Annotated in this window: 18 protein-coding genes; 6 read left to right on the top strand and 12 right to left on the bottom strand. The window is 72.0% G+C overall.

What is annotated here, in order from left to right; translation table 11 throughout:
• Positions 1-30: 30 nt before the first annotated feature.
• Both holA and ACQPZP_RS14090 read right to left on the bottom strand, forming a co-directional pair.
• On the bottom strand, positions 31-984 hold the full coding sequence (holA, locus tag ACQPZP_RS14095; RefSeq protein WP_433468218.1) for a DNA polymerase III subunit delta: 954 nt from the start codon (positions 982-984) through the stop codon (positions 31-33).
• 353 nt (positions 985-1337) lie between these two features.
• Complete coding sequence (locus tag ACQPZP_RS14090) at positions 1338-2135, bottom strand: NAD(P)H-binding protein (protein WP_433478058.1); 798 nt, start codon at positions 2133-2135, stop codon at positions 1338-1340.
• A 77-nt stretch (positions 2136-2212) separates the two neighbouring features.
• On the opposite strand from ACQPZP_RS14090, the gene ACQPZP_RS14085 reads away from it, so the two are divergent.
• Complete coding sequence (locus ACQPZP_RS14085; protein ID WP_433478057.1) at positions 2213-2725, top strand: TetR/AcrR family transcriptional regulator; 513 nt, start codon at positions 2213-2215, stop codon at positions 2723-2725.
• Positions 2726-2930: 205 nt separating this feature from the next.
• Here ACQPZP_RS14085 and ACQPZP_RS14080 read toward each other — a convergent pair whose 3' ends face one another.
• The 5 genes from ACQPZP_RS14080 to hflX form a co-directional block, all read right to left on the bottom strand.
• On the bottom strand, positions 2931-5315 hold the full coding sequence (locus ACQPZP_RS14080) for a ComEC/Rec2 family competence protein (RefSeq protein ID WP_433478056.1): 2385 nt from the start codon (positions 5313-5315) through the stop codon (positions 2931-2933).
• Positions 5316-5365: 50 nt separating this feature from the next.
• Complete coding sequence (locus ACQPZP_RS14075) at positions 5366-5959, bottom strand: helix-hairpin-helix domain-containing protein (RefSeq protein WP_433478055.1); 594 nt, start codon at positions 5957-5959, stop codon at positions 5366-5368.
• Between the two features lie 266 nt (positions 5960-6225).
• Positions 6226-7071, bottom strand: coding sequence for a DegV family protein (locus tag ACQPZP_RS14070; protein ID WP_433478054.1), 846 nt, complete (start codon positions 7069-7071; stop codon positions 6226-6228).
• Between the two features lie 134 nt (positions 7072-7205).
• Positions 7206-8420 (bottom strand): imidazolonepropionase, encoded by a 1215-nt coding sequence (gene hutI, locus ACQPZP_RS14065; RefSeq protein ID WP_433468212.1) that lies wholly within the window; start codon positions 8418-8420, stop codon positions 7206-7208.
• Positions 8421-8871: 451 nt separating this feature from the next.
• Entirely contained in the window at positions 8872-10308 is a 1437-nt protein-coding gene (gene hflX / locus ACQPZP_RS14060; RefSeq protein ID WP_433478053.1) for a GTPase HflX, read from the bottom strand.
• Positions 10309-10529: 221 nt separating this feature from the next.
• Here hflX and aceB point away from each other — a divergent pair, with 221 nt between their 5' ends.
• The 5 genes from aceB to ACQPZP_RS14035 all read left to right on the top strand — a co-directional run bounded on the left by aceB (position 10530) and on the right by ACQPZP_RS14035 (position 16943).
• Complete coding sequence (aceB, locus tag ACQPZP_RS14055) at positions 10530-12137, top strand: malate synthase A (protein WP_433478052.1); 1608 nt, start codon at positions 10530-10532, stop codon at positions 12135-12137.
• Between the two features lie 53 nt (positions 12138-12190).
• Positions 12191-13639: an FAD-linked oxidase C-terminal domain-containing protein gene (locus ACQPZP_RS14050; protein WP_433478051.1), complete on the top strand. Its 1449-nt coding sequence runs from the start codon at positions 12191-12193 to the stop codon at positions 13637-13639.
• Positions 13639-14835 (top strand): FAD-binding oxidoreductase, encoded by a 1197-nt coding sequence (locus tag ACQPZP_RS14045; protein ID WP_433478050.1) that lies wholly within the window; start codon positions 13639-13641, stop codon positions 14833-14835. Before ACQPZP_RS14050 ends, ACQPZP_RS14045 begins: the two co-directional genes overlap by 1 nt.
• A complete protein-coding gene (locus tag ACQPZP_RS14040) occupies positions 14835-16121 on the top strand; it encodes a (Fe-S)-binding protein (protein ID WP_433478049.1) in 1287 nt (428 codons plus the stop codon). Before ACQPZP_RS14045 ends, ACQPZP_RS14040 begins: the two co-directional genes overlap by 1 nt.
• Before the next feature lie 108 nt (positions 16122-16229).
• Positions 16230-16943 carry a hypothetical protein gene (locus ACQPZP_RS14035; protein ID WP_433478048.1) on the top strand — a complete coding sequence of 238 codons (714 nt, stop codon included), beginning with the start codon at positions 16230-16232 and terminating at the stop codon, positions 16941-16943.
• Between the two features lie 3 nt (positions 16944-16946).
• On the opposite strand, the gene ACQPZP_RS14030 is transcribed toward ACQPZP_RS14035, so the two are convergent.
• The 5 genes from ACQPZP_RS14030 to ACQPZP_RS14010 all read right to left on the bottom strand — a co-directional run bounded on the left by ACQPZP_RS14030 (position 16947) and on the right by ACQPZP_RS14010 (position 23266).
• A complete protein-coding gene (locus ACQPZP_RS14030) occupies positions 16947-18479 on the bottom strand; it encodes an ABC transporter family substrate-binding protein (protein ID WP_433478047.1) in 1533 nt (510 codons plus the stop codon).
• Between the two features lie 137 nt (positions 18480-18616).
• On the bottom strand, positions 18617-20317 hold the full coding sequence (locus ACQPZP_RS14025) for a dipeptide ABC transporter ATP-binding protein (RefSeq protein WP_433479609.1): 1701 nt from the start codon (positions 20315-20317) through the stop codon (positions 18617-18619).
• Positions 20318-20361: 44 nt separating this feature from the next.
• Entirely contained in the window at positions 20362-21195 is an 834-nt protein-coding gene (locus ACQPZP_RS14020) for an ABC transporter permease (protein WP_433478046.1), read from the bottom strand.
• The gene (locus tag ACQPZP_RS14015) at positions 21192-22187 is read right to left on the bottom strand and encodes an ABC transporter permease (RefSeq protein ID WP_433479608.1); all 996 of its coding nucleotides are present in this window, start codon (positions 22185-22187) and stop codon (positions 21192-21194) included. The genes ACQPZP_RS14020 and ACQPZP_RS14015 overlap by 4 nt, the downstream gene beginning before the upstream one ends.
• A 101-nt stretch (positions 22188-22288) precedes the next feature.
• Positions 22289-23266, bottom strand: a complete 978-nt coding sequence (locus ACQPZP_RS14010; RefSeq protein ID WP_433478045.1) for a hypothetical protein — start codon at positions 23264-23266, stop codon at positions 22289-22291.
• Between the last annotated feature and the right edge of the window lie 95 nt (positions 23267-23361).

The raw sequence follows: 23361 nt of genomic DNA, 5'->3' as shown, positions 1-23361 counted from the left end.
CCCACGTCACGGTGGCGAGGGCCCCGGGTCTCAACCGCGGGCGGCGACGATCTGGGCGACGGTCTTCTCCAGGGCGTAGGCGGGGTCGGCGGCGCCGCCCTTGACCTGCTCGTCGGCCTCGGCGACCGCGGTCAGCGCGCGTGCGACCCCGTCGCCCGACCAGCCGCGCAACTGCTTCTGCACCCGGTCGATCTTCCACGGCGGCATGCCCAGCTCCTTCGCCAGCGCCGCGCCGCGCGCGCCCCGGGGCGCGCCGCCGACCTTCGCCAGCCCCCGCACGCCCTGGGCCAGCGCGCTGACGATCAGCACCGGCGCGACACCCGTCGCGAGCGCCCACCGCAGCTGCTCGAGGGCTTCGGCGAGCTGCCCCTCGATGGCCTTGTCCGCCACCATGAATCCGGTGATCTCCGCGCGGCCCCGGTAGTACCGGGCGATGGCGGCGTCATCGATCTTCCCGCCGGTGTCGGCGACGAGCTGGCTGCACGCGGCGGCCAGCTCGCGCAGGTCGTTGCCGACCGCGTCGATCAGCCCGCGCGCCCCGTCCGCCGAGATCTTCCCGCCGGACCGGCGGATCTCGGCCCGGACGAAGTCGACCCGCTCCCCCATCCGGGTGACCTTCGGGCACGAGATCTTGCGCGCCTTGAGCTTGGTCAGCCCGTCGACCAGCGCCTTTCCCTTGGCACCGCCCGGGTGGACGGCGATGAGCACGACGTCCTCCGCAGGCGCCTTGGCGTAGGCGAGCACTTCGGCCGTCAGGTCCTTGCCGAGGTCCTGCGCCGCCCGCAGCACGATCACCTTCCCGCCCCCGAACAGCGACGGCGACGTCAGCTCCGAGATCCGCCCGGGCTCCAGCCCGCCCGGCGCGAGATCGATGACCTCCGCCTCCGGATCCCCCGCCCGCACGGAGGCGGCGACCTCTCCGATCGCCCTCTCCGCGAGCAGCTCTTCGTCTCCGACGACCAGAATGATGGGCTCGACCGACACCCCTGCAGCATGCCACGTCCGGCACCCGCCCCGCGCCGCCCACACCCTTACCGGGCAGCGCCGACACCGTCCACGCCACCAGGGTCCCCGGCCCGGCCGCCTCCGGGTACGTGCCGTCCCCGGAGGTGAACTACCGGCCGGCGGCTGCTGGGCAGCGCGTCCGACACCCCCCGCGGCAGACCCGACTCGTCCCCGCCGCCAGCAGCATCCAGGCCGCGCAGCCGCTCAAAGCCGGGCCCGCGCCGGACAGCGTTGTCGGCACCTGATCGCCTTGATGGCCGGCTTGCCCCCTCGGTGGCACTGCGGAGGAGTTCCCGCGGGTTGCCAGGTCGTCGGCGCGTTGGTCCGGACGTCTAGCCAAGGAAATCCCGTAGCGAACACGGTTGGCGCCCCAGAATGTCGGCCACGGTCGTGGTCGTGCTCGCCCAGCGCCCATCACCGATCTGCGACATGAGTTCGGCCAGGTCACGGGCCGCGTTGGCGGGCATGCCGCGCTTTTCCAAGTGCACGGCGGCTTCCTCTACCGGCAGGTCCACGTAGCGCACGGGCCGGCCGAGCGCTCGGGTGAGCTCAGCGGCTATCTCGTCATGCGTCGGCGCCGCCGGCCCGGTGAGCTCGTAGGCGGCGTCGGCCCCGACGGGACGCGTGAGCAGCACGGCCGCGACCGCGGCGATGTCGCGTGCGTCGATGTAGCCGACCCTGCTCCTGCCGTACGAGCCGAAGATCCGCCCTTCCTCGTCGACGTCGCCCGCGAGATTCTGCATGAAGCCGACGGGCGCCAGGATCGCCCACGGCACGCCGGAGGCTCGGAGATGCTCGTCGACCTGTCCGTGCATGCCGAATCCGAGCAGGCTGCTCGACGTCACACCGCGCACGGAGACGGTCACCACCTGTCCGGCGCCCGCGGCCACGGCATGATCGATGACCGCCTGGTGGGCTCGCACGAAACCCGGCCACAGCGCACTGTTGAGAAACAGCCTGTCACCCGGTTCCAGCGGGATGGTCTCCGGCCGCTCCAGGTCGCCGACGACGTAGTCGCAGCCCAGTTCCTCGCCCTGTTCCGCGCGCCGCACCACGGCCCGGGCCGCACCGCCCAGTTCCTTGATCAGCGCACGCCCGATCGTGCCTGTCGCACCCGTCACAACGATCATCACGCAGCCTCCTAGGCGGAATGTCGGCTTCCACTTCTATACTAAGCGGAAGACTGTCGTCCATTTCGGAGGATCCAATGCGCGCCGACGCCCGCCGCAATCGGGACAGAATCCTGGAGGCGGCCCGCGACGCGATGGCCGAGCGCGGCATGGACGCGCCGATGGAGCTGATCGCCCGCCGTGCCGGCGTCGGCGTCGGCACGCTCTACCGCCGGTTCCCCGATCGCGGCGCGCTGCTCGCCGCCCTGGCCGAGCAGTACGTTCACGAGCTCATGGACGCCCTCGACCGCGCCGTGGCGGCCGAGCCCGACGCGTGGGCGGCCATTCGCGCCTTCGTGTTCCACAGCGTGGAGAAGAGCCGCGGCGCCATCGCGGCCGCGCTGGCCGGAACCTCCGCGCCGCAGGCAAGGCAGGCGCTGGTACAGCGCCTCGACGAGCTGGTCCGGCAGGCGCAGGCGGACGGTGCGATGCGTCCAGATGCGAGCACCGGCGACCTCATGGTTCTGCTCAAGGTGTTCGCCTGCCACCCAGGGGTCGTCCCGGAGCGTTTCCTCCCCCTCGTGCTCGACGGCCTGGATCGGCGCTCGTGAGGTCGGCGCGGCACCCTCACCGCCGAGCTCCGGGCGACGCCGGACCCAGGGCGGCCGCCTGAGCCGCGTCGCGGCAGAGGCATGCCCTGCAAGCACGGCGTAGGAGATGATTTAGCCCGCCACGACGAGTTGCAGCCCGGCGCCGGAGGCGTTGGGAACAACCGAGCGTGCCGTGTGAGCACGGCATCGGGCCCTTTGGCGGCGGTCAGTGGCGGGGGATGGCGGCTACGCCGGTTCTGGTGCGGACCACGGCTATGTCTCCTTCCTTGTCCGTGCGATGGATCTGGGTGCGAAGGCCGCGCAGGAGGCCGAGGGTGGTGGCGGACGGGTGGCCGTAGTCGTTGTGCTCGCCCACCGAGATCAGCGCGATGGACGCGTGGGCGGCGGCCAGGAATCGGAGGTCCTGGCTTCGTGAGCCGTGGTGCGGGACCTTCAGGACCTGCACGGACGGGACGCTCGATTCCAGGGCGCGTTGCGCGTCCAGTTCGACGTCGCCCGCGAGGAGGGCGCTGAAGCCGGGTCTGCGGGCCACGACGACCACGCTCGCGTTGTTGATCGTGGTGCCGTCGTCCTTGGGCGAGAGGACGGAGGCGGTGGCCGGCGGAGCCAGGACGGTAAGGGTGAGGTCTCCGACCTGCCACTGCTGGCCGGGCTCGGCGCGGGCGGTGTGGAGGCCGGAGGTGAAGCGCGCCTCGCGGCCCGGCGACAGGGGCGTCGTCAGTACCCCGCGGACGGTACGGCCGTGGCGGACGCCGGACGTGCCGTTGATGTGGTCGGCGTGCGGGTGGGTCAGGACGAGCAGCGGGACGTCCCGCACGCCGAGGCGCCGCAGGCAGCGGTCGACCGGCGCCGGGTCGGGGCCGGTGTCCACGACGACCGCCTGGCCGGGGCCGGCGGACAGCGCCAAGGCGTCGCCCTGGCCGACGTCGCAGGCGACCATCTGCCAGCCGGGCGGCGGCCAGCCGGGGGCCGTCACGCGGATGGCGACGATCGCGATCAGCACACCGGTCATGGCGGCGGCCGCGACGACGCGCAGGCGGCGGCTGCGCAGGATCAGGAGCGCGACCGCGCCGGCCAGCAGGAGCGTGACGGCGCCGAGTCCGCCGCTGGTCCACGGGATCGTCGCGTAGGGCAGCGCCGCGGCGGTCCGGGCGACCCAGATGATCCAGCCGACGGCGAGGCCGGCGGGCCCCACGACGGCCCGGGCGAGCGGCAGCGAGACGGGCGCGGTGGCGGCGGCGAGCGCGCCGAGGAGCGTGGCGGGGGCGACGGCCGGGGCGGCCAGCAGGTTCGCGAACACGGAGACGACGCCGACCTCGCCCGACAGCATCACCAGGACGGGGGCGACGGCCACCTCGGCGGCGGCCGCGACGGCGAGGGCGTCGGCGAGGGGACCGGGCAGCCGGCGGGCGAGCCGTTCACGCCACGGCGGCGCCAGGACGATCAGGCCGGCGGTCGCGAGGACCGACAGCGCGAACCCGTACGAGCGCGCCAGTTCCGGGTCGATCAGGACCAGGAGGAGAACGGCCGCGGCCAGCGCGGGGAGCCCCTGCCGCTGCCGTCCGGTGAACAGCGCCAGCAGGCCGATCGAGCCCATGACGGCCGCCCGCAGGACGCTGGGTTCCGGGCGCGCGACGACGACGAACGCGAACACCGCGAGGACGGCGACGGGCGGGGCTCGCCTGCGTCCGAGTCCCGCGACGCGGCACAGCGCCAGCACGGCCCCGATGACGATCGCCAGGTTCGCACCGGAGACGACGAGCAGGTGGGTGAGGCCCGCGGTGCGGAAGTCGTCCGCAAGCGACGGGTCCAGGCCGGAGGTGTCACCGACGACCATGCCCGGCAGTACTCCGCGCCGGTCGGGCGGAAGCCGGTCCACCGCCGCCCGCAGCCGCGCCCGCACGTGCTCGGCGGCGCGCTGGACCCTGGACGGCCCGCTGAGGACCGTGGGCGGACCTCTCACGATCACGACCGCGGCGAGCAGGCTGGCGCCCTTGGGCGTCGCGAATCGCCCTCGAAGCCGCACCCGCTGGCTGGGCACCAGGCGGAGCCAGCGAGGATCGCCCGCGATCAGCAGCACGGGCACGCGGACCCTGGACCGCCCCACCGCCTCCGCCCGTGCCCGGATGATGATCATCTGGCGGCCGTTGCCCGGTCTCGCCCGCGGGTCGCCGGTCAGCACCGCCTCGGCCGCCGCGAACCGCCCGGCGCGCGCGAGCCCCCGGACCGGGCCTCCGTCGACGGCCGTCGTCCGGAGCGCCACACCGCCCGCCGAGGCCGCCGCGCATGCCAGCACGACCCCCACGACGATCCGCCGTCCCCGTTCCGCGCCGGCAGCGGCCTTCGGCGTGTCCGCGGCGGGCGCAGGCTCGGCGGCCGCGTCTCCCCGCGCGCCCCTCGACGCGGTCGCGCGCCCGGCACTCTCCCGCGGGCGCACCGGCCGGTCTCGGTGGGCGATCAAAAGGTAGAGGGACGCGACGGCCGCGGTCGCCGCGACGGCATAGATGAGGGGCTGAGGCAGGCCGATCGTCGCGGCGGCGGTGAGCCAGGTGGCGAGGGCCGGGGCCAGCAGGCGGAGATCGTGGGTCATCTGGCACCTTCACTATGGGGACCTCCGCTCTCGGGCGAAGGATGGAACCGTCAAACACGGACCATCGATCTCAGGTCGGCGAATCGGTGGGAGCCGATGCCGCTGACGTCCTGGAGTTGCTCGACGGAGCGGAAACCGCCGTGCTGGGTGCGGTAGGCGACGATGCGCTGGGCGAGGACGGGCCCTACGCCGGGAAGGTCGTCCAGCTGGTCGGGTGTGGCCGCGTTGAGGTCCAGCGGGGTGCCGGGGCCGGCCGGTGACCCGCCGCCGGGCGAGACCGGCGCAGACGGCGCGGACGGTGCCGGGGCACGGATGCCGACCGGGATCTGCTCGCCGTCCACCAGCTTGCGGGCGAGGTTGAGGGTGCCGGTCTTCGCGCCCGGCCGCGCCCCGCCGGCGGCCTTGATCGCCTCCGCGACCCGCGAGCCGGACGGCAGCGTGACCACGCCCGGGTGCCTGACCTTGCCGAGGACGTGCACGACCACCGAGGACGATGCCGCCGCCGGGCTGACGGGCGGGACCGGCCGGGGCTCGGCGAGCGAGGCGGTCGCGGTGGGCGCCGCGGACGGCTGCGGACGCGGGCGGGCGAGCCAGAGGTAGCCGCCGGCCACCAGCGCGGCGACCACGCCGACGAGGACGAGCATGCGGACGTGCGATCTCTCGGGTGTCGCGCGTAAACGGGCCGCGGGTGGCGCGGCGGACGGCCTCAGCCGTCCTATGAGGGTGTGCAGGCGATCTTCCGTGTCGGGTCTCATGACGCCTGACGCTAAGGAAGGAGGCAGAACGGCCGCGACGGGTTCCGAAACTGTGGATAACCCGGTCTCAGCACCCCCGGGCGGGGGCCGCACCGGGCACGGGCAGAACCGCCTAAAGCCCGGTCATCCCCGGCGCCGCCTCCCGCACGGGTGGCTCAAAGTTGCGGAGCGACCACGACGCCGAGCATGCCGGGACCGACGTGGACACCGATGACGGGGCCGACTTCGCCCACATAGACGTCCTCGACGTGCGGCACGCGTTCGCGCAGCCGTGCGGCGAGAGCCTCGGCGCGGCCGGAGGCGGCGAGGTGCTGGACGCCCAGGTCGACGCGCCGGTCACCGGCCTCGGCGACGGCGAGCTCTTCCAGCCGGGCCAGCGCGCGCGAGGAGGTCCGGACCTTCTCCAGCGGCGCGATCCGTCCGTCCGCGATGTCGAGCAGAGGCTTCACCATCAGCGCGGAACCGAGGAGTGTCGCGGCGGCACCGATCCGGCCGCCCCGCCGCAGGTGCTCAAGGGTGTCGACATAGATGAGCGACCGTGTGAGCTCGGCCCGCCGGGTGGCGGCGGCCACGGCCTCCTCGGCGGAGCCGCCGGACATGGCGACGGCCGCCGCGGAGAGTGCGGCGAACCCGAGGCCCATGCCGATGGTTCCGCTGTCGACGACCCTCACGGGCACGGGTGCGTCGTCGGCCGCGAGCCGGGCCGCCTCCACCGTCCCCGACATGGCCGACGACAGATGTACGGAGACCACGGAGCGGGCGCCGGAGGACGCCGCGGCCTCGTAGACATCCGCGAAGCGCCGGGGAGCCGGACGGGACGTGGTGATGGGGTGCCATTCCTTCAGCGCCTGGGCGGCTTCGGCGGTGCTGATGTCGCCTTCGTCCCGTGTGGTGCCGCCGACGGCGATCTGGAGGGGGACGACGGTCAGCCCGTGCCGTTCGGCGAGGCCCGGCGGAAGATAGGCCGTGGAATCGGTGACGACGGCGACCGCACTGCCCATGGGGCGACATTACCCATCACCGGCGGGTTCGGCGACGGCCTCGCTCCCGGGATCGGCCGCGCGGAGGCGCGCGGAGGCGCGCGGCGCGGCCTCTGGGCGATGCGACGGGATCATCCGTGCCGCGGTGGGCCGGGTCAGGGCTGGACGGGGACGCCGCCGCGCCAGACGCGCAGGGCGCGGAGCCCGAACGCCCAGGCGAAGGCGCCCTCGTGGTCGGCGTCCCACAGGACGATGTCGGCGAGCATCCCCGGGGCGAGGGAGCCGCGGTCGCCGACGCGCAGCGCGGCGGCTCCGCCCAGCGTGGCGGCGCGCAGAGCCTCGGTCACGCTCAGCCCGAACATCGCGACGGACAGCCCGATGACGAGGGGCATGGACGTGATGCCGCACTGGCCGGGGTTGTGGTCGGTGCCGAGGGCGACGGTGACGCCGCGGTCGAGCATCTGCCGGACGGGTGCGGGGGCGCGGCTGCTGTTGAGGGCGCTGCCGGGGCAGACGGTCGCGGTGACGCCGGCATGGGCGAGGGCCTTGATGTCGTCGTCGCTGGCCTGGGTGAGCAGATCGGCGGACGCGCAGCCGACCTCGGCGGCGACCTGCGCGGCGCCGATGCGCTCGTTGGCGCAGGCGTGCATGCGGGCCTTCAGACCGGCGCGCTTGCCGGTGAGCAGCAGGGCGCGCGCCTCTTCGGCGGTGAAGTGGCCCTCGTCGCAGTAGACGTCGATCGAGTCGGCGCCGGCGACGGCGGCGTCGCCGGCCCACAGCCGGACGGCCTCGATGTAGTCGCGGCGCCGGCCGAAGAACTCCGGCGGCAGGATGTGCGCGGCGAGGAACGTGGCGTGGATGCGCGGCATGGAGGGCTCGCCCTCCAGCGACCGCAGCATCCGGATGTCGGCGAGTTCGCCGTCGCGGGTGAGGTGGTAGCCGGTCTTGGCCTCGACCGTGGTCGTCCCGGCGAGGATCCACTGGCGGAGCCGTTCGCGGACGCCGTTGCACAGCGTCCAGGGGTCGGTGCCCCGGGTGACGGTCACCGTGGAATTGACGCCACCGCCCGCGGCGGTGATGGCCGAGTGGGACGAGCCGCTCGTGCGCATCGCCAGTTCGGCCCACCGGTTGCCCGCGTAGACGGGGTGGGAGTGCGCGTCGATGAGGCCCGGCGTGACGAGGCCGCCGCCGAGGTTCTCCACGTGGTCGACGTCGACGATGTCGTCGATGATGCCGGGGACGCTCTGCGGGAGGTCGGATGCGGGCCCGGCCCAGACGACCCGGTCGTCGTGGATGAGCACCGCGGCGTTGCTGCAGACGTCGGTGCCCGTCCAGAGCCTGCCGATGTTCGTCAACAGCCGTACCGTCATAGGGTCACCGACCTGGGTGGGGCCATGCGCGCGTCAGCGCGGTTCCGGGCGCCTTCTGGCGATGGGACGGGGCGCCTGGCCTCGTGCCGGCGTTCGGACCTGCCATGGTTGGGCCACCTGCTCTCGATCCGAAACGCCGACTGGATGCCGGCGACTCCACCGTTGGAGGGTCGGGTGACCGGAAGGCCACCACTGGCAACAAGACCGGAGATATCGGTTTCGTCACGGTAGTGCACTGAAGGTCCGTCGGACAACCTCTGCTCGCAGCACATCGACACCCATCACCCCGCCCCTGGCTCTTCGACGGTACGGATTTCAACCGTGCCGTCAAGCGGATTGGACAAGCTGTCACCGTTCGGCGACCAGGGAGCGCCTTCGGACGTTCCCGAACCCGATCCGCCGGCGGCCCCAAACCCACCGGGATCCGTGAAAACCCCGGTGGGAGCGGGGTTCAGGCCGTTGGAGAGACGGTCTCGTACTGGGCCAGCTCACTCGCGAGAGCCGCCGGAACACGAGCGTGCAGGACGGTGCCCTCGGCGACGTGCTCCTGCTTGAGCACCTCGCCCCGCTCGTGCACCTGCGCGACGAGGTCGCCGCGCTCGTACGGCACCAGGACCTGGAGTTCGCTCTCCAGTCCCGGCAGGTCCGCCTCGATGGCGTCGCGCAGCTCGTCGATGCCGAACCCGGTGCGGGCGGACACGACGACGCTGTGCGGCTCGCGCCGCTGCAGCCGCGCGATCGCGAGCTCGTCGGCGGCGTCCGCCTTGTTGATCACGATGATCTCGGGGATCCGGTCGGCGTCGATCTCGCGGAGCACCTCGCGGACGGCGTCGATCTGCGCCTCGGGGTCGGGATCGGAGCCGTCCACGACGTGCAGGACGAGCCCGGCGTCGGTGACCTCCTCCAGCGTCGAGCGGAACGCCTCGACGAGCTGGTGCGGAAGGTGCCGGACGAACCCGACCGTGTCGGCGAGGGTGTAGCCGCGGCCGCCGGGCGTCTCGGCGCGCCGGACGGTGGGGTCGAGGGTGGCGAACAGCGCGTTCTCGACCAGCACGCCGGCCCCGGTGAGCCGGTTGAGCAGGGACGACTTGCCGGCGTTGGTGTAGCCGGCGATGGCCACGGCCGGGACCGCGTGGCGGCGCCGCTCGCCGCGCTTGGTGTCGCGGGCCTTGGACATGTCGGCGATCTGCCGGCGCAGCTTTGCCATCCGGGTGCGGATCCGCCGCCGGTCCAGCTCGATCTTGGTCTCGCCGGGGCCGCGGCCGCCGATGCCGACGCCGCCCGCGGCGCGCCCGCCGACCTGCCGGGACAGGTTGCCGCCCCAGCCGCGCAGCCGCGGCAGCAGGTAGTTGAGCTGCGCGAGCTCCACCTGCGCCTTGCCTTCGCGGCTCTTGGCGTGCTGGGCGAAGATGTCGAGGATGAGCGCGGTCCGGTCGATCACCTTGACCTGGACGGTCTCCTCCAGGTGCCGCAGCTGGCTCGGGGCCAGCTCGCCGTCGCAGATGACGGTGTCGGCGCCGGTGGAGATCACGACGTCGCGCAGCTCGGCGGCCTTGCCGGAGCCGATGTAGGTCGCCGGGTCGGGGCGGGACCGCCGCTGGACGAGCCCCTCGAGCACCTGCGAGCCCGCGGTCTCGGCGAGCAGCGCCAGCTCGCGCAGGGAGTTCTCGGCCGCCTCGGACGTCCCCTCGGTCCAGACGCCCACGAGGACGACCCGCTCCAGCCTCAGAGCGCGGTACTCGACCTCGGTGACGTCGGTCAGCTCGGTGGACAGGCCCGCGACGCGGCGCAGTGCCCGCCGGTCCTCGAGGTCGAGCTCGCCCGTCATGGGCTCGTACTCGATCTCTTCCGGATTCTGGGTCTGGTCTGCAGAGAAAGGTTGAGTCATATGTCCTCGGTAGAACGCCGCCTCGCGGCCGTATCTTCCCGGCGATCGTCTCACGCACCGTCCCCAGAGGTCACCTGGTTATCGCCCTGTTTCACCTTGGGTTGACGCAAGCGCGCGCGGGGAGGTCTGCGGGGGAACCCCGCTTTGACCGGGCTCAGTACCGGCGAGTACCGTTCTCCACGTAACAGAAGTCGAATTTCACTATACGAAAGGGCAGGGAGATGGCTGGACTGGAAGGCATCGAGGTCACCGGACCCCTCGGCGAGCGGTACGAGGAGATCCTGACCCCCGAGGCGCTCGGCCTCCTCGCCGCCCTGCAGCGCGAGTTCGGCGCCCGGCGCAAGGAGCTCCTGGAGGCCCGCGCGGAACGTCAGCGCGGGCTCTCCGCCGGCGGGACACTGGACTTCCTGCCCGAGACCGCGGGCGTCCGGGACGACGACTCCTGGCGGGTCGCCGAGCCGGCCCCCGGCCTGGTGGACCGCCGCGTCGAGATCACCGGCCCGACCGACCGGAAGATGACGATCAACGCGCTGAACTCGGGCGCCAAGGTGTGGCTGGCCGACTTCGAGGACGCCAACACCCCGCTGTGGAACAACATGATCGAGGGGCAGCTCAACCTGCGGGACGCCCTCGACCGCACCATCGACTTCACCGACGGCAAGAGCGGCAAGTCCTACGCGCTCAAGGCCGACGAGGAGCTCGCGACCATCGTCGTCCGGCCGCGCGGCTGGCACATGGAGGAGAAGCACCTCCTGATCGACGGCGAGCCCATGTCCGGGTCGCTGTTCGACTTCGGGCTCTACCTCTTCCACTCGGCCCGCCGGCAGCTGGCCAAGGGCAAGGGCCCGTACTTCTACCTGCCGAAGATGGAGAGCCACCTTGAGGCGCGGCTCTGGAACGACGCCTTCAACCTCGCCCAGGACGCCCTGGAGATCCCGCGCGGCACCGTCCGCGCGACCGTGCTGATCGAGACGATCCCGGCCGCGTTCGAGATGGAGGAGATCCTCTACGAGCTGCGCGACCACTCCGCCGGCCTGAACGCCGGCCGCTGGGACTACCTCTTCTCCGTGATCAAGAAGTTCCGGGACCGGGGCGCCGACTTCGTCCTGCCGGAGCGGAACGCGATCACGATGACCGCGCCGTTCATGCGGGCCTACACCGAGCTGCTCGTCCGGACGTGCCACAGGCGCGGCGCGCACGCGATCGGCGGCATGGCGGCGTTCATCCCGTCCCGCCGCGACGAGGAGGTCAACAAGGTCGCGCTGGAGAAGGTCCGGGCCGACAAGACCCGCGAGTCCGGCGACGGTTTCGACGGCTCCTGGGTCGCCCACCCCGACCTCGTCCCGGTCTGCCGGGAGGTCTTCGACGGCGTCCTCGGCGACCGGCCGAACCAGCTCGACCGGCTCCGCGAGGACGTCGACGTCACCGCCGCCGACCTGCTCAACGTCAAGGCCACCCCAGGCGAGATCACCGAGACGGGCCTGCGCAACAACATCGACGTGGCGCTGCGCTACCTCGCGACCTGGCTGGACGGCGCCGGCGCGGTCGCGATCCACAACCTGATGGAGGACGCCGCCACCGCGGAGATCTCCCGCTCCCAGGTGTGGCAGTGGATCTACAACGGCGTCTCCACCGCCGAGGGCCGGAAGATCACCAGGGAGTGGGTCGAGGAGCTGCTGGACGAGGAGCTCGGCAAGATCCGCGCGGAGCTGGGGCAGGCGTACAACGAGCCCCGCTACGACCAGGCCGTGGCCCTCTTCAAGCAGGTCACCCTGGCCGGCGAGTACTCCGAGTTCCTCACCACGCCCGCGTACCAGCGGTTCCCGTAACCCGGAGGCCCCCGATCTTGCGGGGGGATCGGGGGCGGAGGATCGTGGAGGTGATGGACACCATGCTCGCGGCGCTCGGTTCCCGGCTGGCGGCGCTGCTCGGGACGGACCGGGTGATCACCGACCCGGTGCGGCTGCGCACCTACGAGTGCGACGGCCTCACCAACCACCGGTCGACGCCCGGGATCGTCGTGCTGCCCGACACGGCCGAGCAGGTCGCGGCGATCGTCCGGGAGTGCGCGGCGGCCGGGATCCCGTACGTGGCCCGCGGGTCCGGGACCGGGCTGTCCGGCGGCGCGCTGCCCCGCGCGGACGGCGTGCTGATCGTCACGTCCCGGATGCGGCGCATCCTGGAGATCGACATCCCCGGTCAGCGGGCCGTCGTGGAGCCCGGCGTGATCAACCTGGACGTGACGCGGGCCGTCCGGCCGTACGGGTACTACTTCGCACCCGACCCGTCCAGCCAGCAGATCTGCTCGGTCGGCGGGAACGTCGCGGAGAACTCCGGCGGCGCGCACTGCCTGAAGTACGGGTTCACCGCGCACCACGTCCTGGCCTGCGAGGTCGTCACCCCGGACGGCGAACTGGCCGAACTGTCGGCGGACGCGCCCGGCTACGACCTGCTGGGCGTGTTCGTCGGGGCGGAGGGCACGCTCGGCATCACCACCAAGATCACGGTGCGGCTGACGCGGGTGCCGGAGACCGTGCAGACGCTGCTGGCCGCGTTCGGCTCGATCGAGGCGGGCGGCGCCGCGGTGTCGGCGATCATCGGCGCGGGCGTCGTCCCGGCGGCGATCGAGATGATGGACGCGCTCGCGATCGAGGCGGCCGAGGCGGCCGTGCGCTGCGAGTACCCGGCGGGCGCCGGCGCGGTGCTGATCGTGGAGCTGGACGGCCCGGACGCCGAGGTCGCGGCCCAGTTCGCCGAGGTGGAACGGCTGTGCCGGGACTCCGGCGCGTTCGAGATCCGGATCGCCGCCGACGACGTCGAGCGGGCCCTGATCTGGAAGGGGCGCAAGTCCGCGTTCGCCGCGGTGGGCCGGATCAGCCCGGCGTACCTCGTCCAGGACGGCGTCATCCCGCGGACGGTCCTCCCGGACGTCCTGGCCGGCATCGACGCCCTGTCGGCCGAGTCCGGCGTGCGGGTCGCGAACGTGTTCCACGCGGGGGACGGCAACCTGCATCCGCTGGTGCTGTTCGACGACTCCGAGCCGGGCGCCGAGGAGCGCGCCGAGAAGGTGTCGGGCGCGATCCTGGACCTGTGCATCGAGCACGGGGGCTCCATCACCGGCGAGCACGGCGTCGGCGTGGACAAGGCCCGCTACATGCCGCGCATGTTCACCGACACCGACCTGGACACGATGCAGATGGTCCGCTGCGGCTTCGATCCCGCGGGGCTGTGCAACCCGGGCAAGATCTTCCCCACCCCGCGCCTGTGCGGCGAGGTGCCCGGCAAACGCAAGGGCCCGCACCCGTTCGAGGGAAAGGCGGACATCTTCTGATGCGGCCTCTGGACGCCCTCGCGAAGGTGTGCGGCGATGTACGGCCCGGTGAGCCCGCGGAAGGCGTGCTCGGCGTGGAGCCGGCGTTCGTCGCGGCACCCGCGAGCCTCGCGGAGGCCGCCGACGTGATGCGCGTCGCCGCCGAGAAGGCGCTGGCCGTCGTCCCGCGTGGCGCCGAGACCCGCCTCGACTGGGGGACGCCTCCCGAACGCTGCGATCTGCTGGTCGACACCCACCGGCTGGACAAGATCGTCGAGCACACCGCCGGCGACCTGGTCGCCAAGGCGGAGGCCGGGCTGCCCATGGACCGGCTCAACGAGAAGCTGGCGGAACGGGGGCAGCGGCTCGCACTGGACCTCCCCCTGCCCGGTTCCACGGTCGGCGGGACGATCGCCACGGGCGCGGCCGGCCCGCTCCGCTCGCTGTACGGGACGCCCAGGAGCCTGGTCATCGGGCTCACGGTCGTCAGAGCGGACGGCCAGATCGCGCGGTCGGGCGGCAAGGTCGTCAAGAACGTCGCCGGGTACGACCTGGGGCGGCTCCTCTCCGGCTCCTACGGGACACTCGGCCTGATCGTGGAGGCGACGTTCCGGCTGCATCCGATCCCCACGGCGTCCGCATATGTGACATGTGCCGTGGACGGCCCTGAGGACACGCATGACGCGGTCCAGACCGTCCTCCACTCTCCTGTCGCGCCCAGCGCGGTCGAGTTCATCGCCCCCGGAACGGTCGCGGTCCTCCTGGAAGGCGTCCCGGACGGTGTCGCCGCGCGCGCTCGGCAGATCGCAGAACTGCTCGGCGAGAAATCCGAAATCGCCGAGAGCGCACCGGACGGCTGGGGCGCCTACCCGGAAGGCACCGCCCTCATCGACATCAGCGCCCCGCCCCCCGCACTTCCCGACGTCCTCACCACGCTCGGCCCGGACGTCGCCGCGACATGGAGCGGCAGCGGACACGGGTACGTGGGCCTCCCGGCCGAACTGGGACCGGACGGGGTGGCCGACGTCCTCGGTCGTCTGCGTGACGTCCTCACCCGGCATCGCGGCAACGCCGTCGTCCGCTACGCGCCGGAAGAGGTGCGCGCCGCGATCGACGTGTGGGGCCCGGTTCCGGCGCTCACGCTGATGCGGAGGGTGAAGGACCAGTTCGACCCGGACAACCGCCTGTCCCCCGGCCGTTTCGTAGGAGGAATCTGATGAGCACTCAGGATGACCTCCCGAATCTGCTCAACGACTGCGTGCACTGCGGTTTCTGCCTGCCCACGTGCCCGACGTATGTGTTGTGGGGCGAGGAGATGGACTCCCCCAGAGGTCGCATCCACCTCATGCAGCAGCATGTGGAGGGCGAGCCGCTGAGTGGGGCGATGGTCGAGCACTTCGACCGCTGCCTGGGATGCATGGCGTGCGTGACGTCCTGCCCCTCAGGCGTGCAGTACGACCGCCTCATCGAGATGACCCGTGCGGACGTCGAACGCGAGCACCCGCGCTCGCTGAAGGAGCGGGCCATACGGGAACTGGTCTTCCAGTTGTTCCCGTATAGGCGGAGGCTTCGTGCCCTGCGCGGTCCCCTCCGCGCGTACCAGCGATCGGGTCTGGAGTGGCTCGTACGGCGCAGCGGCGTCCTGGAGCGCATCTCGCCGTCCATCGCCGCGATGGAACGGCTCGCACCGCCTCTGGGCAAAGCGCCGAGGCTCCCCGAGCGTGTCGCCGCGCGCGGTGAGCGCCGCGCCACGGTCGGGATGCTGACCGGCTGCGTCCAGAGCGAGTTCTTCCCCGGCGTCAACGCCGCCACCGCCCGTGTCCTGGCCCTGGAGGGCTGCGACGTCGTCATCCCCAGGAACCAGGGCTGCTGCGGTGCGCTGTCCATGCATTCCGGACGCGAGGAGGAGGCCCGCGCCTTCGCCCGCCGGACGGTCGAGACGTTCGAGGGCGTCGACGTCATCGTGGTCAACTCGGCCGGCTGCGGCTCGGCGATGAAGGAGTACCGGGCGCTGCTCGCGGACGACCCCGCCTGGTCGGAGCGGGCGCGGGCGCTGTCGGCCAAGACCCGGGACCTCGCCGAGTACCTGGTGGAACTCGGGCCGCGCGCGGAACGAAGTCCACTTCCGGTCACCGTCGCCTACCACGACGCCTGCCACCTCGCCCATGCCCAGGGTGTGCGCCTCCAGCCCCGCGCGCTGCTCGCCGGGATTCCCGAGCTCACCGTCCGCGAGATCGACGAACCGGACATCTGCTGCGGTTCCGCCGGAACATATAACCTGTTCCAGCCGGAGGCCGCCGGCGAACTCGGCGACCGCAAGGCGGTGAACGTGGACGCCACCGGAGCCGAACTACTGGTCGCCGCCAACCCCGGCTGCTCGATGCAGATCGCCACCGCGCTGCGCCGGCGCGGCGCCGGCATCGCCGTCGCGCACACCGCCCAGGTGCTGGACGCCTCCCTGCGGGGGCTCGGCCGCGACGCCCTCGTCACGCACCGTTCGTAGTCCCTGACCTGGACCACCGACGATCCGGGCGTCGGGTATCGTTTCCTGCCGCCGAAGACAGGACGCGCTTACCGAGTCTGGAGAGGGCCCGAGGGAGCACGCACGACCATGTCCAACAGCCACCAGCCGTACCGCTCGCACCGCCGGAGGAAGAAGAGCCACGCCGGGAGGCTCGGCCTCGCCGGGGCGCTCACCGGGGCCGTCGGGATCGCCGCGGTGGCCGGGGCGATCGTGTACCTGCGGCCCGGCACGGGCGGCGGCGAGGACTCCACCCGGCCGACGCTCGCGAGCCAGGGCGACGGGCAGGGCTCGTCCGTCCCCGCCCCGAAGGCCGGGCCGCCCGTCAACTTCACGACCCCGGAGGGCTACGGCTACAGCCTCGCCGCGGTCATGGCCGGGACGAACCGGCAGCCGCTCGGCGCCACACAGGCCCCGCCGTCCGGGACGACGTACGCCTACGCCGACTACGTCCTCACCAACAGCCAGCGGCGGCCCGTCCTGCTGGACTTCCCCGGCGATCTGTTCATGCCGAAGGCGCAGGTCCCGGCGGACGCGCGGGAGCGGTGCATGCCGCAGGCCGGAATCCCGGACGACATGTGCACCCTGCCCAACCACAGCAAGATCACCGCCCGGGTGGACGGGTCGAAGGCGCCGATCGAGGAGAACGGCAGCGCGATGATGCCGGCGGGCGCCTCCTACATCGTCCGCATCGTCTCCGACCTCCCGGTCAAGGAGGACCTGTCCGCCGACGACCTCCGGCTGTACGTGTGGAACGCCCGCTTCACCAGCGACCGCAAGGGCGTCCGGCTCGCCTTCCCGTGATGCTCACCGTTTCGTGAAACCGATGTCCTGGTAAGCGGGCTCCAGGAACCCGCAAGCGCCCAGATTGGCCAGGTCCGCTCGGACGGCGACGAGCTGCGGACGCTGGTACAGCGGCAAGACCGACGCCTGGCGCCAGATCAGCCGGTCGGTCCTGTTCACGAGGGTGTGGACTCTCGCGGGGTCGACCTCTGCGATGGCCCGGTCCATCCCCTCGTCGATGGCGGCGCTCCCGATCCGGGAGTAGTTCTGCTGGACGCGGTGACCGTGCGGCCGCGCGAACACCGCTTCCATCGGCGACACCGGGAATGCAGTGCCGAGCCAAGAGAACGGGACGATGTCGAAGTTCCCAGGCGTGACGTAGCGTTCGAAGACGTCGTCGGCAGGGACGATCTGGATGTCCACCCGCACGCCTATGCGTTCGAGCAGCGCACGCGTCAGTTCCCCTTCTCGCTTGCCGATCGGGACCCCGGACGGCACGACGAAGCGCAGGGAGAGCGTTCGTCCGGCCTTGGTGCGGTACCTGCCGTGTGCCTTCCAGCCCGCCTCGTCCAGAAGCCGCCCGGCGCGCGCCGGATCGTAGGCGCCAAATGATCCGGAATTGTCCTGGTAGCCGTCCTGGGTGTTGACATAGAAATGGTTGCCCAGCGTCCTGACCGGCACGCCGAGCCCGGACAGGTCGGCTCTCGCGATGACGTGCCGGTCGATGCCGAACACGACCGCCTGCCGTACGCGCGGATCGGACAGGACGGGTCCTGCCGCGTTGAACGTGAAATTGCGCCAGTCAGGCCCGCCCGCCCTCCGGACGACACCGCCGCGGACCCGGCCGACGCGCTGTAACGCACCTGCGTCGAGGCCGACGTCCATCAGGTCGATCTCATGATTGGCGAATGCGCCCGGCATGGCACTGGTGTCCATGGCACGGAAGACGATGCGGTCGAGTTTCGCCGGCGCGCCCCACCACCCGGGATCGCGCACCAAGGTGACCGTTTTGGCCGTCCTGTCGATCCGCTGTTGCTTGAACGGCCCCGCGGTGACGGGCAGGCCGCTCGTCCAGCCGGTGTTGAACGTGCGCGGGCTGGAGTAGGCGGCGGCCGGATAAAGCGGGCTGAACAGGCTGCGCCATTCCGCGTACGTCTGGTCGAACGTCACTTTGACCACGTGATCGGTGGCGCCGCGTTCAATGCGCCTGATCTGCCGGTAGCCGGTAACGGTGGAGGCCTCGTACCTCGTGTCGCGTCCTGAGAGCGCATGGGCTTGGGCCACGAAGTCGGCGTATCCGATCGGCCGGCCATCCGACCACCTGGCGCGCGGGTTGAGCCGGTAGGTGACGGTCTGGCCGTGCTCGGAGCGCTTGACGGTGGCCGAATCCAGGTACTCCGGAACCGGATGCGGGACGGCCTTCTCGTCGGCGCGCATCAGATACGGCAGGACGCCCTGGATGACGCGCGCGACCGCGCCCTTGGCGCCGTTGACGTGATTGAAGTTCCACTGGGACGGAAACTCCGGCAACGGCCAGCGCAACGTTCCGCCGTTCACCACACGGCCTCTCGGAGCCGGGTTCACGTCCGACGCGGGAAGCCGATCCGACGAGCCGGCCGTGGGCGCCTCAGTGCCTCTGCATCCGGCCCCGGCCATCAGGGCGAAACCCACCAAGACGAGAGCGAGTGTCAGTCTCAATGTTCGACCTCTGCATTGAGGAGCGGATGATGGCAGGCGGCTGCCTGGTCTGCGTTCTTTTCGGATTTCACAGGGCGCTGTTCCGGATCGTCTTCTTCGCATTGGCGTTTGGCGGCGGCGCTCAGCGTGACGTAGTGCGGGCACCGGACACGGAACCGGCACCCGGAAGGCGAGCCGTCCGATGGGTCGTCCCGCAGGCGCCGGTTCGGCCGAAGATCTGGCGTCGGCAATGCGTTCAGCAGCGCGCGCGTGTACGGATGGGCGGGTGCGCGACACACCTCGGCCGTCGAGCCGATCTCGACGATGCGGCCCATGTGCATGACGGCGATCCGGTCGGCGATGGTGTGGACGAGGGCCAGATCATGGGCGACGAGAAGCAACGCCTGGCCGAGCCGTGCACGGAGACTCCGCAGAAGGTCCAAGACACGAGCCTGCACGGCAACGTCGAGGGCGGACACAGGCTCGTCCAACAACAGCAGCCGTGGTTCCAGGGCAAGTGCTCTGGCCATCGCCACACGCTGCCTCTGCCCGCCTGAGAGAGCACCGGGATAGCGGCGGGCATGGCCGGGTTCCAGACCGACCAGATTCAGCAGTTCCTCGACACGGTCGCCGATCGGCTGCCCATGCGTGGCCAGCGGTTCGGTGAGGATGTCGGACACCCGCATACGGGGGTTCAGCGACGCGCAGGTGTCTTGGAAGACGACCTGAACGTCCTTGCGCAGGGCTCTGCGGCGGGCGGCGCGCAGGAAAGCCGTGTCGTGACCTAGGACCGTGATGCGTCCCTTCTGGGGGCGCGACATCTGGAGGATCTCCATCAAGGTCGTGGTCTTGCCGCTTCCCGACTCCCCCATGAGCGCGAGGGTCTCCCCCTCCCTGACGTCGAACGTGATGCCGTCCACGGCACGCACCGTCCCGGCTCTGCGCCGCACCAGCGGCCCCTTGTGAAGCGAGTGGTGCCGGACGAGACCGTCCACACGCAGCACAACGGGGCGGTCCGGCCTGTCCGGAGGCGTTTCAGCAGGCTCGATTCGGGGCGGCCGCAGCAGATCCGCCGGGCCGGTCTCCGCGACTCGTCCCGCACGCATCACCATCACGCGATCGGCGAACCCCGCGGCCACCTGCAGGTCGTGGGTGATCAGCAGGATGGCCGCGCCGGTCGCCTTCTGAGCGACCCGCAGCACATCCAGGACCTCCGCCTGGACGGCCGGGTCCAGGGCGGTCGTCGGTTCGTCCGCCACGATCGCGACCGGATCGTTGGCGACGGCCATGGCGATCATCACGCGCTGACGCATGCCCCCGGAGAGCTGATGCGGATACGCACGGGCCCACCGTCCGGAGATGCCGACCAGGCGGAGCAGCTCAACGGCACGTGCACGCGCCGCCGCACGGCTCACTCGCCTGTGGATCCGGACGGCTTCGGCAATCTGGCCGCCCACCGTGTGGACGGGCGTAAGCGCCGACAACGCGTCCTGGAACACCATCGCGATGTCCTTGCCGCGTATCCGGGACAGGTCGGCATCGGAGCGTCCCAGCAGATCCTCTCCACGCAACCGCACCGAACCGGTCACGTGGGAGGCATCCGGTAAGAGCCCCATCAGGGCGAGAGCCAGGGCGGTCTTACCGGCCCCCGACTCCCCGACGATTCCGAGGGTCTCTCCTGCATCGACCGTGAAGCTCACTCCGCACACGGCACGCATGCCGGACGCATAGCCGACCGTGAGGCCGGCGGCCTGCAGAACCGTCAAGGCCCGTCCTCCCGGGCGAGGACGTCCCGCAACCCGTCGCCGAGCAGGTTCACCGCGAGCACGATCAGGACGAGCAGCCCGGCACCGGCCCCGAACGCCCACGGACACGCGGTGCCCTGGCCGTCTGCGATGAGCGTCCCGAGCGAGACGTCCGGCGGCCGCACCCCGAACCCGAGACAGGACAGCCCGCTCTCGGCGACGATCGCGACGCCGACGTTGAGGCTCGCGTCCACGGCCAGCAGCGAGGCGAGCTGCGGCAGCACATGCCGGACGATCACCCGCGGCGTGCTCATGCCGAGGAACCGGGCGGCGAGCACGTACTCGCGCTCCCGCAGCGAGACCGTCATCGCCCGGACCGTCCGCGCGGTCACCATCCACATGAACGCGGCCAGAAGCGGCACGAGCACCGGCCACCCTCCGCCCAGCCGGGGCACCAGGACGAGGACGACGAGGAAGGACGGCAGCACCAGCAGCAGGTCGGCGCCCCACATCAGCGTCCGGTCGGCCCGTCCGCCCGCGAGTCCGGCCGCGGTCCCGACGACGGCGGCGAGCCCGGTCGCGAGAACGGCGGCGAAGGACCCGATCAGCAACGACTTCCGCGCTCCGCGCAGGGTGAGGGCGAGGACGTCCCGCCCGGCCTGGGTCGTCCCGAGCCAGTGCCGCACGGACGGCCCCTGCCGGAACGCCGCGAAGTCCGTCTCGTCCCACCCCCACGGTGAAACGAAGGGCCCCGCGAACGCCAGCAGCACCAGCGCCCCGAAGAGGACCGCCCCGGCCGTCCCGCGCCGGCTCCCGCCCGGTCTCCGAGGCGACGCCCGTCCCACACTCATGACGCGAACCCCGGAACCGGCGCTCCCGTGCGGATACGAGGGTCGAGGACGAGGTTCAGTGCGTCCGCGGTCAGTCCGGCCAGCAGGACCGTGCAGGCGGCGACGCAGTCGACCGCCGCCACCGCGTTGACGTCGCCGCGCGTCACGGAGTCGACGAGCCATTCGCCGAGCCCGTGCCGGCCGTAGATCTTCTCGGTGAACACGGCGCCGAGGAGCAGGAGGCCGGAGGCATAGGAGAAGTAGGTCGTCAGCGGGATCAGCGCCGTACGGAGCCCGTGCCGCAGCAGCGCGCGGCGCCGCGGGAGCCCCTTGGCGCGTGCGGTCCGCACGAAGGCGGCGTTCAGGACGTCCAGCATCAGGCCGCGCTGGTAACGGCAGTAGAGGGCGAGTTGCGCGAGCATGATCGTGACCGACGGGAGCAGCAGGTGACGCGCCCGGTCCGTGAGCGCGCCGACCCCGGAGACCTCCGGTGTGGACTCCCCCACCCACACGAAGACCCGGACGCCCATGGCGTCGTTGGCCCCGCTCGCGGCGATCTGCAACAGGACGGCCAGGACGAACACCGGGGTGGCGAGCAGCAGGAGGGAGCCGAGCGAGATGAGGCGATCGGCCGCCCGCCCGCGCCGGGCGGCGGCATAGGCGCCGAGCGCGACGCCGAGGACGCCGCCGAGGACGGCCCCTGGGGCGACCAGCCGCAGGCTCACGCCGAGACGACGCCACAGCTCGCCGTTGACCGGTACCCCATCCCACGTCCGGCCGAAATCGCCGTGCAGGACACCGTCTGCCCAGGTGACGTATCGGTCGGCCAGGGGCACCCGGTCGTTGAGGTTGAGCGCACTGAGGCGAGCGTCGATCACGGCATCGGGCGGGCGAGGGGCACGGTCCTCGAAGCCGGCGCGCGGATCGAGTGCGGCGGCGGCGAGCAGGTAGCCGAGGCTCGCGGCCGCGGCGACCAGCACCAGGTGGTTCGCCAGGCGCCGCAGCAGGAACACCGCCAACCGTCTCCCCCTTCGCGACCACTCAAGAGTCACAGAATGCTATTGAGTGATCACGTTTCGCGCAGGGGAATGACCAAGAGTCACCCAAGCGGCCGTCAGGCAAGAGCCGGTTCGCGGCTGGGCGCCGGCTCCCTGTCCCGTGCGCGCAGGCCGCCGACCGCCAGGAGGAGGAGCCCGGCGACGGCCCAGGCGGCCAGCACGGACAGCGCCCGGGCACCGCCCGCGCCGTCGAAGAACGCCGCCGACCGCAGCAGGGTGGCCGACGCCCCCGGCGGCAGGAACTGGCCGATGGCGCCCCACGGCTGCGGCAGCAGCTCCGGCGCCGAGGTGGCGCCCGACAGCGGGTTGCCGAGCAGCAGCAGCGTGAGCGAGCCGACGCCGATCCCGGCGCGCCCGATGGCGGCGGCCAGTCCGGCGACCGTGCCGGTCACCGCGAGGACGGTCAGCGACATGACGCCGGCGAGCGTCAGGTAGGAGCCGGGCAGCAGCGACAGCCAGCCCTGCGCGATTCCTGCGGCGCCGAGCCCGCCCAGCACGGCGAAGAGCACCACGCCTGCGGCCCGCCACGCGGCGGACCGGATCGCGAACGTCAGCAGCACCGCGGCGGCGATCCCGGACATGATCAGCGGCAGCGCGAGGGCGCCGAAGCCCGCCCCGCGCGGGTCGCCGGGATCGGTCGCGACCACGTCCTGGACGGGTGCCGGGGCGGCGCCGCCCGGTCCGAGCCGCGCCGCCATCGCGCCGAGCTGCTGGGCGATCACCGGCGAGGCGGCGGAGGCGGTGAGCACCTTCGGGCCGGACGGCGCGGTGACGATGGCGCCGTACGCTTCGCGATCCTCGAGCGCGGCGCGCGCGGCTGCCTCGTCGGGCCGGGTCCCGACGTCGTAGGCGCCCGGACGCTCGTGGTCCAGCCGGTCCGCCACCGCGGCGGCGCCCGGGCCGGTCACGACGATCGGCACGTCGCGGGGGGCCGTGCGCGCCGCGGGCCAGGAGAAAGCGATGATCATGACGAGCTGGAGCAGCGCGGCCGCGACGGCGACGGCCGCCGTGCGCGCTGCGAGGGAGGACCGCATGGTGGTCGCCTCCAAAAACGAATGTCCGTTCTCTTTTACACCTCCACCGTGGCACCGTCTCTCCGAGCTTGTCAAGAAACGAACGTTCGTTTTAT

Origin of the sequence: Spirillospora sp. CA-142024 (assembly GCF_050942325.1) — a bacterium.
GTDB lineage: Bacteria > Actinomycetota > Actinomycetes > Streptosporangiales > Streptosporangiaceae > Spirillospora.
Note: the sequence above shows the minus strand (reverse complement) of the source record. Positions and strands in the feature narration are given on the sequence as shown.